At 73.3% G+C, this 15,508-nt stretch carries 15 protein-coding genes and 1 pseudogene; 14 read left to right on the top strand and 2 right to left on the bottom strand.

Features of this window, described 5'->3' with window-relative positions:
- Positions 1-76: 76 nt before the first annotated feature.
- A complete protein-coding gene (locus tag C8N24_RS30015; RefSeq protein ID WP_147448045.1) occupies positions 77-817 on the bottom strand; it encodes a Crp/Fnr family transcriptional regulator in 741 nt (246 codons plus the stop codon).
- 311 nt (positions 818-1,128) lie between these two features.
- On the opposite strand from C8N24_RS30015, the pseudogene C8N24_RS35650 reads away from it, so the two are divergent.
- Together C8N24_RS35650 and C8N24_RS34855 are read left to right on the top strand one after the other, a co-directional pair.
- Positions 1,129-1,359: pseudogene (locus C8N24_RS35650) on the top strand (response regulator); the annotation flags it as partial.
- A 116-nt stretch (positions 1,360-1,475) separates the two neighbouring features.
- On the top strand, positions 1,476-1,769 hold the full coding sequence (locus tag C8N24_RS34855) for a response regulator transcription factor (protein WP_211340184.1): 294 nt from the start codon (positions 1,476-1,478) through the stop codon (positions 1,767-1,769).
- Positions 1,770-1,779: 10 nt separating this feature from the next.
- Here the strand turns inward: C8N24_RS34855 and C8N24_RS30005 are convergent, their stop codons facing one another.
- Positions 1,780-2,343 (bottom strand): response regulator transcription factor, encoded by a 564-nt coding sequence (locus C8N24_RS30005; RefSeq protein ID WP_121257197.1) that lies wholly within the window; start codon positions 2,341-2,343, stop codon positions 1,780-1,782.
- Between the two features lie 274 nt (positions 2,344-2,617).
- Between C8N24_RS30005 and C8N24_RS35755 the strand changes: the two genes are divergently transcribed.
- The 12 genes from C8N24_RS35755 (at position 2,618) to mraY (ending at position 15,421) form a co-directional block, all read left to right on the top strand.
- Positions 2,618-2,884: a LysR family transcriptional regulator gene (locus C8N24_RS35755; protein ID WP_281272680.1), complete on the top strand. Its 267-nt coding sequence runs from the start codon at positions 2,618-2,620 to the stop codon at positions 2,882-2,884.
- A gap of 133 nt (positions 2,885-3,017) precedes the next feature.
- Positions 3,018-4,334 carry a TadA family conjugal transfer-associated ATPase gene (locus C8N24_RS29995; RefSeq protein WP_245972020.1) on the top strand — a complete coding sequence of 439 codons (1,317 nt, stop codon included), beginning with the start codon at positions 3,018-3,020 and terminating at the stop codon, positions 4,332-4,334.
- Positions 4,334-5,179, top strand: coding sequence for a type II secretion system F family protein (locus C8N24_RS29990; RefSeq protein ID WP_121257193.1), 846 nt, complete (start codon positions 4,334-4,336; stop codon positions 5,177-5,179). The genes C8N24_RS29995 and C8N24_RS29990 overlap by 1 nt, the downstream gene beginning before the upstream one ends.
- A gap of 79 nt (positions 5,180-5,258) precedes the next feature.
- A complete protein-coding gene (locus tag C8N24_RS29985; RefSeq protein WP_170179515.1) occupies positions 5,259-6,071 on the top strand; it encodes a type II secretion system F family protein in 813 nt (270 codons plus the stop codon).
- 319 nt (positions 6,072-6,390) lie between these two features.
- Complete coding sequence (mraZ, locus tag C8N24_RS29980; RefSeq protein ID WP_121257189.1) at positions 6,391-6,828, top strand: division/cell wall cluster transcriptional repressor MraZ; 438 nt, start codon at positions 6,391-6,393, stop codon at positions 6,826-6,828.
- 1 nt (position 6,829) lies between these two features.
- A complete protein-coding gene (gene rsmH, locus C8N24_RS29975) occupies positions 6,830-7,783 on the top strand; it encodes a 16S rRNA (cytosine(1402)-N(4))-methyltransferase RsmH (RefSeq protein WP_121257187.1) in 954 nt (317 codons plus the stop codon).
- Positions 7,773-8,483 (top strand): hypothetical protein, encoded by a 711-nt coding sequence (locus C8N24_RS33450; protein ID WP_147448044.1) that lies wholly within the window; start codon positions 7,773-7,775, stop codon positions 8,481-8,483. Before rsmH ends, C8N24_RS33450 begins: the two co-directional genes overlap by 11 nt.
- 4 nt (positions 8,484-8,487) lie before the next feature.
- The gene (locus C8N24_RS29965) at positions 8,488-10,146 is read left to right on the top strand and encodes a peptidoglycan D,D-transpeptidase FtsI family protein (protein ID WP_121257183.1); all 1,659 of its coding nucleotides are present in this window, start codon (positions 8,488-8,490) and stop codon (positions 10,144-10,146) included.
- A gap of 10 nt (positions 10,147-10,156) precedes the next feature.
- Positions 10,157-11,686: an acyl-CoA dehydrogenase family protein gene (locus C8N24_RS29960; RefSeq protein WP_121257180.1), complete on the top strand. Its 1,530-nt coding sequence runs from the start codon at positions 10,157-10,159 to the stop codon at positions 11,684-11,686.
- A gap of 33 nt (positions 11,687-11,719) precedes the next feature.
- Positions 11,720-13,153 (top strand): UDP-N-acetylmuramoyl-L-alanyl-D-glutamate--2,6-diaminopimelate ligase, encoded by a 1,434-nt coding sequence (locus tag C8N24_RS29955; protein ID WP_121257178.1) that lies wholly within the window; start codon positions 11,720-11,722, stop codon positions 13,151-13,153.
- Positions 13,150-14,463, top strand: coding sequence for a UDP-N-acetylmuramoyl-tripeptide--D-alanyl-D-alanine ligase (locus tag C8N24_RS29950; protein WP_121257176.1), 1,314 nt, complete (start codon positions 13,150-13,152; stop codon positions 14,461-14,463). The genes C8N24_RS29955 and C8N24_RS29950 overlap by 4 nt, the downstream gene beginning before the upstream one ends.
- Positions 14,456-15,421 (top strand): phospho-N-acetylmuramoyl-pentapeptide-transferase, encoded by a 966-nt coding sequence (mraY, locus tag C8N24_RS29945; RefSeq protein WP_121257174.1) that lies wholly within the window; start codon positions 14,456-14,458, stop codon positions 15,419-15,421. The genes C8N24_RS29950 and mraY overlap by 8 nt, the downstream gene beginning before the upstream one ends.
- Positions 15,422-15,508 lie beyond the last annotated feature (87 nt).

Raw genomic sequence — 15,508 nt, 5'->3', positions numbered from 1 at the left:
ACGAACGCGCCGGGCGTTTGGGGACAGCGTGGGGGAGAAGTTTCCCGCGCCGCCCGTCCGAGAGCGCCCTCGCCGGTCAGCGGCGATCCGCGATCAGCCACGTGCTCCGGTCGACCCGGCGGATCTCCCCGGAGCGCTCCAGATCAGCCAGGGTGACCGACACGCTGGGCCGCCGGAGCCCGGTGAGCTGCGCGATCAGGCTGTGCGTCAGGGTCAGCGAGAGCACGGCGCCCTCCGGCGTCATCCGGCCCCAGCGGTCGGCCAGGTGCCAGAACAGCGCGCGCAGGCGCACGTCGGCGCGACGGGCGTGCGCGAGGGCGAGCAGCACGGCCAGTGCCTGGCTGCGGGCGAGGCTGCGCCGCATCAGCTCGCCCGTGATGCTCGGCCAGCGGTCGGCGCGGCGCGCGAAGGCGGCGTCCAGCAACGCGATCCGGGTCGGCTCGAGCACGCGCCAGCCGCCGAAGACGTCGACGGTGCCCGGCTCGCCGCCTTCGCTCCACGGCTGCAGGACGTCGCCGGGGCCGAGGAGCTCGCAGGAGCGCATCCCGCCCGCGTACACATGGCGGACGACGAGCCCGTCGAGGATCAGCAGGCCTAGCCAGCCCTCGAAGCCGGTGGAGACGCCGTCGCCGGGCACGGTCCAGCGCCCGCGGTCGAGCCAGACCGTCCGGCCGACGAGCTGCTGCCGGGCCGCGTCGCCCGCGACGCCGAGCAGTGGGCCGAGCGGTGCCTCGTGGCTGGCGATCAGGCGGATGCCCGTGCGCCGGCGAGCATTGCCGTAAGCGGTCGCGACCTCCACTGTGGGCGCGCTGGGCACCCCTCGAGTGTCGGTGACACGTGGCAGCGTGTCCATGGAGGGCCCGCACCATTGAGGAAATGCCGGTGCACCATCAAGTGCGATCGAACGGTGAACATCCACCGCTCATGTCGTCTCGACGCTGACAGCGGAAGAATTCGGTGCTCTGCGCCCTGGCGCCGCCGCCACTCGATCCGCGCCCGCGCGGTCGGCACGGCGCGCCCGGCCTGCGACGATATGGACACGGCGTCAGCGGGCCGGGTCCGTCTCGAGGCGCCACCGCGCGATCGTTCCAGCCGGTCCGGTGTGCGGTCGCTGCGAGGACGTGCCCCATGCCGTTCCAGATCCTCATCGCCGAAGGCCACACGTTGCTCCGGGCGGGGATGCGCTGCCTGTTGGAGGCCGAGCGCGAGTTCGAGGTCACCGAGGTGGGCGACGGCGCGGCGGCTCTGACCCACGTGCAACGGCAGCCCACCGACCTGGTGATCCTCGACCTGGCGCTGCCCAAGCTGACGGGCCTGCAGGCGGCGCGCCGGATGCGCCAGTACAAGCCCGAGCTCAAGGTGCTGATGCTGTCGCTGGACGACAGCACGGAGCCGCTCTTCGACGCGCTGCGCGCCGGACCGGCTACCTGTCCACGACCGCCGCCAAGGAGGAGCTCGTCGAGGCGTGCCGCGCCGTGCTGCGGGGCGAGACGTTCCTCTCCGCGGACGCCGGCGGCGCGCTCGTCGGCGACTTCCTCGCCCGCACCGAGCCGGAGGACCTGGCCGGACCGGGGGAGCTCAGCCCGCGCGAAGGCGAGGTCGTCAAGTTGATCGCGGAAGGCCACACCAGCCGTGAGATCGCCGACATCCTCAGCATCAGCGTCAACACCGTCGAGCGCCACCGGCAGAACGTGCTCGAGAAGCTCGGGCTGCACGACCGCGTCGCTTTGACCAGGTACGCCGTGCGACGCGGGCTCGTGTCGCCCTAGCGCCGCCGCGTCACGCCCAGCCGGCCGCGTGCCACGCGCCGAGCACGCGGTGGACGCCGTGGCGGACGTTCTGGACGGTCATGCCGAGCGCACGCGCGGCGTCGGCCTCGGGCGTGCCGTCGAGCAGCAGCCCGGCGAGCACGCGCTGGTCCGCCGGCACCCGCGCCAGCGCGTCCCTCAGCACCGTCGCCGGCGGGCGGTCGATCAGGCATTCGCCGCGGCTGATCCGGCGGAGCGACTCGAACAGCTCGCGGGCCCCGGTGCCCTTGTCGATCAGCCCGTCGGCGCCGGCCAGCCGCGCCGGCAGCAGCAGCTCGTCGATCGCCTCGGCGGCGAAGATGACGACCTTCACCGCCGGCGCCTCCTGCTTGAGGCGGTGGCAGAGCTGGAGCCCGCCGCGCCGTGGCGCCGCGTCCAGCAGCACGACGTCCGGGTGCGCGCGGTGCAGCGCGGACACCAGCGAGGCGCCGCCGTCGCAGTCGCCGGCGTACACGAACCCGGGCTCGGTCAGCAGGAACGCCTGCAGGCCCGCGCGCACGGCCGGGTGGTGGTCGACCACGAGGACACGGATCATCCGCCCGCCCGGGGGCACGGGCGGGCGGGACGGCGGCGGGGAGCGGAGAGAAGGACCACCACTGGGCGTAGGCTCCCCGGACGCGGCGGGCCTGCCGCGTGCGCGTCAGGCCACGAACCACCTCGCGGTAAGGCCGGAGGACGCGGCCGCGCGGCGCGTTCGCGTGCGGAGCGCCCGCTCGGGACGGGCTGCGCGCCGGCCGGCCCGGTGCCGCCGTGTCGCGCCTCCGGGCCGGGGGTACGGTCCCCGAGCGCCCTGACGAGCGGGAGGACCGATGGACCTGCGACACCTGCGCTACTTCGTGGCCGTGGCCGAGGAAGGAAGCTTGACGCGCGCGGCCGAGCGCCTGTGGATCGCGCAGCCGGGCCTCTCGCAGCAGTCCGCGGGTCTTGGCGATCAGCATGCTCCAGCTCTCGGCGTTCGCCTGACCTCTGCGGAAGAACGCGTGGGCGGCCGTCAGCCGCGCGTTCGCAGGTCGCGGAAGCGGTCTCGTCGGGGCAGTCACTCGGTGCTTCCTCCTACTCGACGCGGCCGATCGTAAGTGCGAACGACGCACGCGCCGGATCGCCCCAGCGGTGAGGGTCACTTTTGAAGCCCCGCGATACGAGGCCCGTAACTGCACGAACGCACTCGCAGGTGGGGGAGAGATCTCCGCGTGCGCGCCTATGGAGGGCATGGACCCACTCGAAGCTCTCGCCGGCGACCTGCGCGAACGGCTCCTCGCGGGCGCCGGGGCCGGGGAGGAGGATCTGCCGGGGCGCATCCGGTCGCTGGTCGACCGCGAGGCGGGCGTGCTCAGCGAGGAGCGGCGCGTGGAGTTGGCGGCGCGGATCGCGCAGCGGGCGTTCGGCCTCGGGCCGCTCGAGCCGCTGCTGGCCGACCCGTCGGTCGACGAGATCATGGTCAGCGGCGTCGCGCCCGTGTGGGTCGAGCGGCGCGGGCGGCTCGAGGGCACGCGCGTGCGCTTCGAGCGCGAGAGCGACCTGCGCGACGCGATCGAGCGCATCCTGGCGCCGCTCGGGCGCCGCGCGGACGAGGCCGAGCCGCTGTGCGACGCGCGCCTGCCGGACGGGTCACGCGTGAACGTCGTGCTCCCGCCACTGGCCCTGGACGGGCCGGCGTTGACGATCCGCCGCTTCCGCCGCCACGGGCTGTCCCCGGACGACCTCGTCGCCAACGGCACGATGGGCCGCCCGCTGCTCGACTTCCTCGCGCGTGCGGTGCGCTCGCGCGCGAGCGTGCTGGTCTGCGGCGGCACCGGCTCCGGCAAGACGACGACCTTGAACGTGCTCTCCAGCTTCGTGGGGGAGGACGAGCGCGTCGTCACGATCGAGGACGCGGCCGAGCTGCGGTTGCGTCAGCCGCACGTCGTGCGCCTGGAAGCGCGTCCGCCGAACCTCGAGGGTCGCGGGGAGGTGACGATCCGCCGGCTGGTGCGGAACGCGCTGCGCATGCGCCCGGACCGGATCATCGTCGGCGAGGTCCGCGGCCCCGAGGCCCTGGACCTGCTGACCGCGCTTTCGACCGGCCACGACGGATCCCTGAGCACCGTCCACGCCGGCTCGCCGACCGAGGCGTTGCGACGCATCGAGGTGCTGGCGTTGATGTCGGACGTGGGGTTGCCGCACGCCGCGATCCGCGAGCAGATCGCCGACGCCTTCGACCTCGTCGTCTGCCAGGCCCGCACCGCCGACGGCTCCCGCCGGGTCGTCTCCGTCGCCGAGGTCGTCCGCGTCGCGTCGGGCCCGGCCACCCGCGAGCTCTACGCCTGGCGCGACGGCGCCCCACGCTGGCGCGCGGCCTTGACGGACGAGCTCGCCGCGCGCCTGGAGGCGGGGGATCCGCCCCGCGCTCCCGCGGACAGCGCCGCGCCGGCGCCGCGAGCGGTGCCGCCCGGTCGCGCCGCCCCGGGCGACGGGCCTGCGTCCTCGCGCGGCGTCGGGCCCGCGTGGCGCGACGACGGGCCGCCCACCCCGCTCGGGGCGGCGTGATGGCGGTCCCGCTCGCGTTCCTCGCCGCGGTCGCGGCCGTCGTCGGCGTCTGGGAGCTGCTCGCCGCGGTCGAGCGGACGCGGGTCGCGGCGACGGTCAGGCACGTGCTGGCACCGCTCGTCCGCGCGGGCACGGAGGGTGCGAGTCCGACCTCGCAGGAGCGGCGGCGGCTCGGCGTGCTGGCGGCCGTGGCGCTGGCCGCGGCGGGCGGGCTGCTCGGCGGCGTCACCCTCGCGGTGCTCGCGGGCGTCGCCGGTCCGACCATCGCGACCGCGCTCGTCACCGCGCGCCGACGGCGCTTCCGGGCGGCGCTCACGCAGGCCGCCCCGGCCGTGGCGCGAGCGCTCGCCGACGCGCTCGGCGCGGGGCACTCGGTGCGCGGCGCGCTCGGCGTGGTCGCGACGGGCATCCCGGGCCCGGCCGGGCACGAGCTCGCGCGCGCCGCTCGCGCGCTGGCCCTCGGCGCGCCGACCGTGGAGGTGCTCGAACGCCTGCGCGGGCGCGCGAACGCGCCCGCGTGGGACGCGATCGTCGCCGGCGTCCTGCTTCAGCGGGAGGCCGGCGGCGATCTGCCCACGCTGTTGCGTGACCTCGCGGCCGCCGTCGAGACCGCGGCCCGCCAGGACCGTGACGCCATCGCGGCCACCGCCCAGGCTCGCTTCACCGCGCGGATCGTCCTCGTCCTCCCGCTCGGCGCCGCGCTCCTCGGCGAGCTCGGCCGGCCGGGGTTGCTCGCCGGGCTCGTCGCCAACCCGGTCTCCGCCTCCATGACCGCGTTCGCCCTCCTGCTGCAGCTGGTCGCGCTGGTCAGCGTGGCCCGACTGACCCGGAACGTGACCCGGTGAGGCGCGCGTGCGGGCCCGGAGTGGGGCGGAGTCTCGCGCGGCGGGCGGGCCACGCCGCGGTGGGGCGGAGTGTCGCGGCGTGAGCGTCGCCGCGCTGCTCGCCGGCGCCGCGGGCGCGCTCGCCACCCTCGGGCTGGCCGAGCTCGCGGCGACTCGCGCGCCGCGCGCCCGGCGGCGCGGGGCCCTGACACGGCTGGTCACGAACGTGGGGGCGGCGGTCGGGGTGCGCGCGTCGGCCGGGCTCGCGCGGCGGATCGCCGCGGCCGGGCTCGAGCGCGGCCTCAGCGAGGTGGTCGCGTTGCAGGGCGGGCTCGCGGTGGTCGCCGGGGTGCTCGCGCTGCCGCTCGCGACCGCGGCGCCCGGCCGGCTCGGCCCGGCGGTGCTCGTGCTCGCGCCGGTCGCGGGCTACCTCACGCCGGAGGCCCATCTCAGGCGGCAGGCGCGGCGCCGGCGCGCGCAGATCGAGGTGGAGCTGCCGGACGTGCTCGACCTGCTGCGCGTCGCGATCGCCGCGGGGCTCGCGCCGCGCCGGGCGCTGCACGAGGTCGGGCGACGGCACCCCGGCCTGCTGGCGAAGGAGCTCACTCGCCTGACCGCCCGCATGAGCCTCGGCGAACCCGTCGACCGGGCGCTGGCCCACTTCGAGACACGGTGCCCGTCCCACACCATCCCACCGCTCGTCGCGGCGCTCCGCCGGGCCGAGCGCCACGGCACCCCACTCGGTCCCACGCTCCACGCGCAGGCCACCGAGGCGCGCTCGCAACGGGCCGCGAGACGCGCCGAGCAGGCCGCCAAGGCCGCACCGAAGATCCAGCTGGTCGTCGCGCTGCTGCTGGTTCCGGCCGTGTTGCTGCTGGTCGCGGCCGCGATGGCGCCGGCCATCGGCGCCTAGACCGCGATTCCTCCCACTCCGCCCCACGGAGTGCCCCACAACGCCCCCTGAACCGCAAATCCGCGTGCAGCCGCGGTCTCTGCAGCCACCTGTGCAGATTTCGGCCCGATTCGGCGCCTTCCGAAATCCCTGCAAATTGCGGGCTTATCTCACGACGCGGCGGAAAAGTGGGCCGCGAAGCGGGTTCTGTGTTGCAGAGTGGGACGAAGTGGGGTACTTTGAATCCGCGAAGCCGTTCCCGGATGGCGGGGCTCCTCCCACTCCGCCATCCGGGATCGACTGACCAGCTTCCCTCCCGCTTCGCGACTCACCATGCGCCTTGGCCTTCACCGGCACCTTCGAACACAACCTCGACACGAAGAATCGGCTCACGATTCCGTCGAAGTTCCGGGCCGATCTGAGCAAGGGCGTGTATCTCTCGCGAGCGGTCGAGAAGGTCATCAGCCTGTATCCGGCAGAGACCTATACGGCGATGGCGGACCAAGCCCTCGCCGGTTTCACGAATCCGCTGTCCGCGCAGGCGCGCGAGACGCGGCGACTGATCTACGGAACCGCCTTGGAGACGGAGCTCGACTCCGCCGGTCGCGTAATGCTGACGCCACGCTTCCTGGAGCACGCGGGGATCGGCCGCGAGGTCGTGATCACCGGCGTCGGCGACTGCCTCGAGATCTGGGACCGCTCGGCCTGGGCGGACTACGACACCGACCTCACCCAGCGAGCTCCTGAGCTCACCGAGTCCCTTGGCCACACTTCTTGACATGCCTCAGACGCACGTTCCGGTCCTCGCCGGCGAGCTGATCGAGGCGCTTGACCCGCGCCCCGGCCAGATCGCGATCGACTGCACCCTCGGCGCAGGCGGTCACGCCCGCCTCGTCGCCGAGCGGATCGGCCCGACCGGGACCCTCATCGCCATCGACCGTGACCCGACGGCCGAGCCGACCTTCCGCGCGCTCAGCGCGGAGGTCCCGTGCGAGACCCGCTTCATCCGTGCCGACTTCGCGACCGGGCTCGAGCAGCTCGTCGAGGAGGGCCTGCGGGCGGACCTCGTGTACATGGACCTCGGCGTGAGCTCCATGCAGATCGACACGCGCGAGCGCGGGTTCGCCTACGCCTACGACGCGCCGCTCGACATGCGGATGGACCCCGACCAGGAGCTCACCGCCAAAGAGGTCGTCAACACCTGGGAGCGCCGCCGCCTCGCGCGCGCGATCAAGGACTACGGCGAGGAGCGCTACGCCGACCGGATCGCGGGCGAGATCGTGCGCCGCCGCGCCCGCCAGGAGCTCACGACCACGTTCGAGCTCAACGAAGCCATCACGGCCGCCGTGCCGGCGCCCGCGCGGTTCGCCGGCGGCCATCCCGCCAAGCGCACGTTCCAGGCGATCCGGATCGTCGTCAACGGCGAGCTCCAGCAGCTCGACGACGCGCTCCCGCGCGCGTGGGAGGTCCTCCGCATCGGCGGCCGCCTCGCCGCGCTGTCGTTCCACTCACTCGAGGATCGCCGCGTCAAGCGCTTCCTGGCCGACAAGGCCCGCGGCTGCATCTGCCCACCCGACCTGCCCGTGTGCGTCTGCGGCAACAACCCGGAGGCGGAGCTCGTGCACCGCCGTTCGATCGTTGCCACGCCGGGTGAGGTCGCGGCCAATCCCCGTTCGAAGTCGGCTCGCCTCAGGGCCGCCCGCAAGCTCTCCGAGGTGCGCCTTGCCCAGTGACTCGTACACCCGCTCCCGCACCGCGCCGTACGCTCCGCGTCGCGTCTCCGGTCCAGTCCGCCGCCCGCTCCCAGCGGGCGCGCCGGTACGCGGCCGCACGTCCGCGTTCGAGCGCATCGCCCGCCTACCCGACTACCGGCTGGTCGACCGCCTGCTGCGCAGCCGCGCGTGCATCTGGCTGATCGGGATCCTGCTCGGCGGGATCGTCGCCATGCAGGTGTCGCTGCTCAAGCTCAACACCGGCATCTCCAACGCGTACATCACGCAGGAGACGCTCGAGCACAAGAACCAGCTCTACAAGGTGCAGATCGCCGAGCTCAGCTCGACGGAGCGGATCCGCGCCCAGGCGGAGGACCAGGGACTCGTCGACCCGGCCGCGGGCAACAACCGCTTCCTGAGCTCGCGCGGCGCCGAGAAGGACGCCAAGCGCGCGCTCCCGCGCATCGAGCCGCCCAGCGACGCGGCCAAGGGCGTCATGCTCAACGGCGGCAAGCCGCTGCCGGAGGGGACGCTCCCGACCGGTGTGCCCGGCGCCGTCACACCTGAGCTCCAGACCCCGGACACGTCGGTCGCCAACGCGGTCACGCCCACGGCCACGCCGGCCAGCACGCCCGAGCCGCTCCCGACCCCGGTCGCCACCCCCGTGGCGACGCCGACGCCCGCCGTGACGGACCCGGCGCTCGCGGCCCAGCAGGGGTAGGCGCGTGCAGGTCATCGAGCGGCGCATCGGCTTCATCTTCGCCGTCTTCCTCGCCCTGCTCGCGATCGGGGCGATGAAGGCCGCCTGGCTCGGCGTCGTCAAGGCGGACTCGCTGCAGCGCGCGGCGAACGTCCAGCAGGAGTCCGACATCGTCATCCCGGCCCGGCGCGGGTCGATCGAGGACGCCCACGGCATCGACCTGGGCGTGTCCGAGCCGGCGATGGACATCGCCGCGACCCCGAAGCTGGTCACCGACGCGCGCAAGGCGGCGACGGAGCTCGCCCCGGTCATCGACCGCGACGAGGTCGACCTGCTGAAGGCGTTCGCGCGCCGCGACACCGGCTTCGTCTACCTCGGCCGCGGCATCCCGGCCGCCAAGGCGGAGAAGGCGAAGAAGCTCGGCATCCCCGGCCTGGAGTTCATCCCGCGCTACCGGCGTGAGTACCCGCGCGACTGGATGGCGTCGCAGCTGCTCGGCAGCGTCGGCACCGACGGCGACGGCCTCGCCGGGCTCGAGTACACGTTCGACAAGCAGCTGCGCGGACGCGACGGCGAGCGCCGGCTCGTCAAGGACGCCATGGGCGAGCCGCTCGAGATCCGCAACACCGAGCCGGTCAAGCCCGGCAAGGACGTGCGCCTGACGCTCGACGCGAACCTGCAGGACCAGGCCGAGGAGGTCCTGGCCGAGGTCGGCGCCAAGTGGAAGCCCAAGGGCGCGACGGCGATCGTGATGGACCCGAACAGCGGCGCGCTGCTCGCGGTCGCCAACTGGCCGCGCGTGAACGCCAACGAACCGGGCAAGGCACCGCCGGAGGTGAACATCAACCGCGCCGTGGCGACGAACTACGAGCCGGGCTCGACGTTCAAGGCCTTCACCGTCGCGGCCGCCCTGGAGGAGGGCAAGGTCACGCCCGAGACCAGCTTCTCGATCCCATCGATCTACAAGTACGCCGACCGCGAGCTCAAGGACGCCGAGGACCTGGGGCTGGGCTCGATGACGACGAGCGAGATCCTCAAGTACTCGTCGAACATCGGCGCCGTCAAGATCGCGGCCGCGCTCGGCGGCTCCAAGCCGTTCGACAAGTGGGTCCGCCGGTTCGGCTTCGGCAAGGAGACGGGCGTGGACCTGCCGGGCGAGCAGATCGGCATCGTGCCCACGCTGAAGAACTACTCAGGCGCGAGCATGGGCAACCTGCCGATCGGCCAGGGCCTGTCCGTCACGCCGATGCAGATGATGGCCGCCTACTCGGCGATCGCCAACGGCGGCGTCCTGCGCGCGCCGCACGTGGTCGAGTCGGTCGGCGGCAAGGCGACCAAGAAGCCCGCCGGCAAGCGGATCCTGAGCGAGTCGACCGCGGCCTCCGTGCGCAAGATGCTCGAGGGCGTCGTCGGCGCCGGCGGCACCGCGTCCGGCGCGCACATCGACGGCTACACGACCGCCGGCAAGACGGGCACGGCCGAGAAGGCGATCAACGGCGAGTACTCGAAGGAGTTCTACGTCGCCTCGTTCGTCGGCTTCGCGCCCGCCAAGCACCCGAAGCTGCTCGCCGCGGTCATCGTCGACGAGCCCGAGGGCGACATCTACGGCGGCCAGGTCGCGGCGCCGGCGTGGAAGCAGATCATGAACCTGGCCCTCAGCTACAAGCAGATCGCGCCGGAATAGGCTTCGCGGCATGACCGCCGTCTTGAACCAGTCCGCTCCGTTCGAAGACGTCGACTTCCTCGCGCTGGACCCCGCCCTGGGCGAGGCGATCGAGCGCGAGGGCGCGGGGTGGGCGGTCGAGCGGGTGCGTGAGGCGGGCCTGACGGCGCTGTCCGCCGAGGCCCAGGCCCACGGTCGGCGGGCGGAGCGCAACGAGCCGCGCCTGCTCACCCACAACCGGTTCGGCGAGCGGATCGACCAGGTCGACCTCGACCCGTCGTGGCACTGGCTGCTCGACGCCGCGGTGGCGCGTGGGATCCACGCCCTGCCGTGGGCGCAGCCGCAGGCCGGGGCGCACGCCGCTCGCGCGGCGCTGGAGCTGATGTGGACGCAGGCGAACGCCGGCGTGATGTGCCCGATCTCGATGACCTACTCGGCGGTGCCCGCGCTGCGGGTGGACCCGGAGATCGCGGCGGAGTGGGAGCCGCGCCTGGCCGCCGGGGAGCTCGCCGGCATGGCGATGACCGAGAAGCAGGGCGGCTCGGACGTGCGCGCCAACGTCACCGCGGCCGAGCCGGTCGGCGACGGCTGGTACGAGCTGCACGGGCACAAGTGGTTCTGCTCGTATCCGCCGTGCACGATCTTCCTCGTGCTCGCGCAGGCGCCCGCGGGGCTGTCCTGCTTCGTGGTCGAGCGCGGGGCGGGGATGGAGTTCCAGCGCCTCAAGGACAAGCTCGGCACCCGCTCGCTGCCCTCGTCCGAGGTCGAGTTCCGGGGCGCGGCCGCCCGGCTGCTGGGCGAGGAGGGCCGCGGGGTGGCGACGATCATCGAGATGGTCACGCACACGCGGCTGGACTGCGTGATCGGGTCGACCGCGTCGATGCGGCGCGGCGTCGCCGAGGCGATCTGGCACACGCGGCACCGGTCGGCGTTCGGCGCCCGGCTGGTCGACCAGCCGGCGATGGTCAACGTCCTGGCGGATCTGGCGCTGGAGTCCGAGGCGGCCACGGCGACCGCGCTGCGGCTGGCCCGCGCCTACGACGAGGGCGACACCGCCTTCCGCCGGTTCGCCACCGCGATCGCCAAGTACTGGGTGTGCAAGCGCGCGACGCCGCACGCGGCCGAGGCGCTCGAGTGCCTGGGCGGGAACGGCTACGTCGAGGAGTCCCCGATGCCGCGGCTGCTGCGCGACGCGCCGCTGAACGGCATCTGGGAGGGCTCGGGCAACGTCATCGCCCTGGACGTCCTGCGCGCGCTCGCTCGGGAGCCGGACGGGCTGGCGGGGTTCATCGCCGAGTGCGAGACGGCGCGCGGCGGCAACGCGCTGCTGGATGAGCACCTGGACGCGCTCCGGCACACGCCGTTGGACCCCTGGACCGCCCGGCGCGGCGTCGAGGAGCTGGCGCTGGCCTTCCAGGCGTCGCTGCTCGTCCGCCACGCGCCGGCGTTCGTGAGCGACGCGTTCTGCGCGGCCCGGCTCGGCGGCGGTGGGCGCGTCTACGGGACGCTGCCGTCCGAGATCGACGGCGCCGCCATCGTCGACCGTGCGCTCGCGCACTGAGTCTGCCGTGTCCCCTCATAGACTGCCCGGCGCATGACGCTCCGCGAGTTGCTCGGGGACGGCCCCGACGTGGTCGTTACGGGCCTGACGTTCGACAACCGGCTCGTGGGTCCGGGCACGCTGTTCTTCTGCGTGCCGGGGTTCACCCGCGACGGCCATGACTTCGCCCACGACGCGGTGGCCCGTGGGGCCGTTGCCTTGGTGGTGCAGCGCCCCCTGGGCCTCGGCGTGCCCGAGGTGCAGGTCGACGACGTGCGCGCCGCGATGGCACAGGCCGCCGCGCGCTTCTACGGCGACCCGACCGAGACCCTCCAGGTGGTCGGCATCACCGGCACCAACGGCAAGACGACCAGCGCCTTCCTCACGCGCGCGCTGCTCGAGGGCGGCGGGACGGCGACCGGCCTGCTGGGCACCGTGAAGTCGGTGATTGGCGGCGTCGACCACACCGTCGTGCGCACGACCCCCGAGGCGATCGACCTCCAGCGCACGTTCCGCGAGATGCTCGACGCCGGTGACCGCGCGTGCGCGATGGAGATCTCCTCGCACGCGCTCGAGCTGCGCCGCGCGGACGCGATCCACGTCGCCGCGGCCGTGTTCACGAACCTCACGCAGGACCATCTGGACTTCCATCCCACGATGGAGGACTACTTCCAGGCCAAGCGGCTGCTGTTCGCCTCACCGCTCACACGGACGAAGATCGTCAACGCCGACGATCCGTACGGCCGCCGGCTGATCGAGGAGTTCGACTGCGTCACGTTCGCGATCGAGGCGGAGGCGGACTACCGCGCCGTGGACGTGCGGACGGACGCGACGGGCTGCGACTTCGTCGCGGTCACGCCGGAGGGCGACTTCCCCGCGCGGGTGCCGATCCCCGGCCGCTTCAACGTGCTCAACGCGCTCGGCGCCTGGGCCGCCGCGCGGGCGCTGGGGGCGGAGCCGGCGACGATCACGGAGTCGCTCGCGCATGCGGCGACCGCTCCGGGCCGGTTCCAGCCGGTCGAGGCGGGGCAGCCCTTCGGGGTCGTGGTCGACTACGCGCACAAACCCGACGCGCTCGAGCAGGTGCTGCTCGCCGCGCGCGAGATGGCGTCCGGGAAGCTGATCGTCGTGGTCGGCGCCGGGGGAGACCGCGACCGCGGCAAGCGGCCCCTCATGGGTGAGATCGCGGCCCGGCTGGCCGACGTGGCGCTGATCACATCGGACAACCCGCGCAGCGAGGCGCCGGAGGCGATCATCGACGAGATCGTCGCGGGCATCCCGGACGCGCCCCGCGCGGTCGTCGAGCGCGACGCCGACCGGCGGGCGACGATCTTCCACGCGATCGAGCTCGCCCGGCCGGGCGACGTCGTCGTGATCGCGGGCAAGGGCCACGAGCAGGGGCAGGAGTTCGAGAACGGCCGCAAGGAGCCGTTCGACGACTCCGCGGTCGCGCGGGAGGCGATCGCGGCGAAGGTGCCGGCCTCATGAGGTCGTGGAACGCGGAGCGGATCGCGGAAGCGGCGGGCGCGCGGCTGGTCGCGGCGGGGGACGGCGGCCCGACCCGCGCGGTGATCGACACCCGCTCGATCGAGCCCGGGGACCTGTTCGTCGGCCTGCCGGGCGAGCGCGTCGACGGTGGTCGGTTCGCGGCGCAGGCACTCGGTGCGGGCGCCTGGGGCGTGCTCGTGGATCCGCAGCACGCGGACGGGCTGTCCGGTGGCGCCGTGCTCGTCTCCGAGGACCCGTTGCTGGCGCTGCAGACGCTGGCCACGGCCTGGCGCCGGGAGCTGGACGCGGCCGTGATCGGCGTCACCGGCTCGGTCGGCAAGACGTCGACGAAGCAGCTGATCGCCGCCCTGATCGCGCCGCACCGCCGCGTCGCCGCCAACCCGGCGAACTTCAACACGGAGATCGGCCTGCCGCTCGCCGTGCTCGCCGCGCCCGAGGGCACCGAGGTGCTCGTGCTCGAGATGGGCATGCGCGGCTTCGGGCAGATCGACGAGCTGGCCCGGATCGCGGAGCCGGACGTGGGCGTCATCACGAACGTCGGCCCGGTCCACATCGAGCTCGTGGGCTCGCTGGAAGGCGTCGCGCGGGCCAAGGCGGAGCTGCTCGCGCACGTCCCCGTCGCGGTGATCCCGGCCGACGTCCCGCTGCTGGACCCGTACCTGGGCGAGGACCTGGACGTGATCCGCTTCGGCACGGACGTCTTCCTCGACGACTTCGACCCGCCGAAGGTGCGCATCAACGCGCGCGAGCTGGTCGTGGAGCTCGAGGTGCCGTTCCGGGCGCGTCATCAGCTCGTCAACCTGCTCGCCGCGGTGGCCGCGGCGCAGGCCGTCGGCGTGGAGCCGAGCGGGCCCGTGGACGTGCAGTTCGGCGCGCTGCGCGGCGAGCACGTCGAGCTCGCCAGCGGGGTCGTCGTGATCAACGACTGCTACAACGCCAATCCGCTGTCCATGGTCGCCGCGCTTGACGATCTCGCCACGCAGGCGCCTACGGGGCGACGCGTGGCCGTTCTCGGGGACATGCTCGAGCTCGGCGAGGGCGAGCTGGACGCGCACCGGGAGATCGGCAAGCACGCCGCGTCAACCGGCGTTGATGTCCTCGTCGCGGTCGGTCCGCTGTCCACGACCGCCATGCCGGAGACGTTCAACGGCGAGCTGCACCTCGCCACGGACGCCGCCGAGGCCGCGGAGATCACCGCCGGCCTCGTGCACCCCGGCGACATCGTGCTGGTCAAGGCCTCGCGGGGCATCGGCCTCGAGACGGTCGCGGAGGCGCTGGCCCGTGGGTGAGGTCCTGATCGCGGGCACCGCCTCGCTGCTGATCTGCATCTTCCTGTCGCCGAAGTTCATCTCGTTCCTGCGCGCGCGCGAGTTCGGCCAGAACATCCGCGAGGAGGGCCCCGAGGGGCACCACTCCAAGGCGGGCACGCCGACGATGGGCGGGATCATCATCTTCACCGCGATCGCGGTGCCGTTCCTGCTGCTGACCGACCTCGACTGGCGGGCGATCGGCGTCTTCGGCGCCGCCGTCGCGTGCGCGCTGCTGGGCTTCGCCGACGACTACACGAAGCTGATGAAGAAGCGCTCGCTCGGCCTGCGCGGGCGGACGAAGCTCGTGGTGATGATCCTGATCTCGGTGGGGCTGTGGCTCGTGGCCACACGGCTCGCGGACCTGCCGGACACGCTCAACCTGCGCGTCGTCGACGCCACGATCGACCTCGGCTACCTGTATCCGTTCTTCATCTACCTGGTCGTGGCCGGCACCACCAACGCGGTCAACCTCACCGACGGCCTGGACGGCCTCGCGGCGGGCTGCGCGTCGATCGTGCTGCTGGCCTACATCGCGATCACGTTCACGACCGACCAGCTCGGGCTCTCGCTCGTCGCGGGCTGCCTGGTCGGCGCGTGCGTCGGCTTCCTCTGGTTCAACTCGTTCCCGGCCTCGATCTTCATGGGCGACACCGGGTCACTGGGCCTGGGCGGTGCGATCGCGGGCATGGCCGTGATGACCAAGACCGAGGTGCTGCTGATCATCCTCGGCGGCATCTTCGTGATCGAGGCGCTGTCGGTGATGATCCAGGTCTTCGCCTTCCAGACGTTCCGCAAGCGCGTGTTCCTGATGGCGCCGATCCACCACCACTTCGAGCTGCAGGCCTGGTCGGAGACGAAGATCATCCTGCGCTTCTGGATCGTCGCCGCGGTGTGCGCGGCGATCGGCTTCACGCTGTACCAGCAGTCCGTGATCTGAGCCGCGCCTTCCGCGCGGCTTCGTCACGCCCCGTCACAGATCTGCACCAACTCTGTGCCAATCCACGCCCCCAGCGGCTGATCCCCC

It is taken from the genome of Solirubrobacter pauli (assembly GCF_003633755.1).
GTDB classification, from domain to species: domain Bacteria; phylum Actinomycetota; class Thermoleophilia; order Solirubrobacterales; family Solirubrobacteraceae; genus Solirubrobacter; species Solirubrobacter pauli.
Note: the sequence above shows the minus strand (reverse complement) of the source record. Positions and strands in the feature narration are given on the sequence as shown.

Bases quoted from the DNA above. Each gene is read 5' to 3' on its own strand.
- C8N24_RS30005 (WP_121257197.1), bottom strand. From the start codon at position 2,343: ATGATCCGTGTCCTCGTGGTCGACCACCACCCGGCCGTGCGCGCGGGC.
- C8N24_RS35755 (WP_281272680.1), top strand. From the start codon at position 2,618: ATGGACCTGCGACACCTGCGCTACTTCGTGGCCGTGGCCGAGGAAGGA.
- C8N24_RS29995 (WP_245972020.1), top strand. From the start codon at position 3,018: ATGGACCCACTCGAAGCTCTCGCCGGCGACCTGCGCGAACGGCTCCTC.
- C8N24_RS29990 (WP_121257193.1), top strand. From the start codon at position 4,334: ATGGCGGTCCCGCTCGCGTTCCTCGCCGCGGTCGCGGCCGTCGTCGGC.
- rsmH (WP_121257187.1), top strand. From the start codon at position 6,830: ATGCCTCAGACGCACGTTCCGGTCCTCGCCGGCGAGCTGATCGAGGCG.
- C8N24_RS29960 (WP_121257180.1), top strand. From the start codon at position 10,157: ATGACCGCCGTCTTGAACCAGTCCGCTCCGTTCGAAGACGTCGACTTC.
- C8N24_RS29955 (WP_121257178.1), top strand. From the start codon at position 11,720: ATGACGCTCCGCGAGTTGCTCGGGGACGGCCCCGACGTGGTCGTTACG.
- C8N24_RS29950 (WP_121257176.1), top strand. From the start codon at position 13,150: ATGAGGTCGTGGAACGCGGAGCGGATCGCGGAAGCGGCGGGCGCGCGG.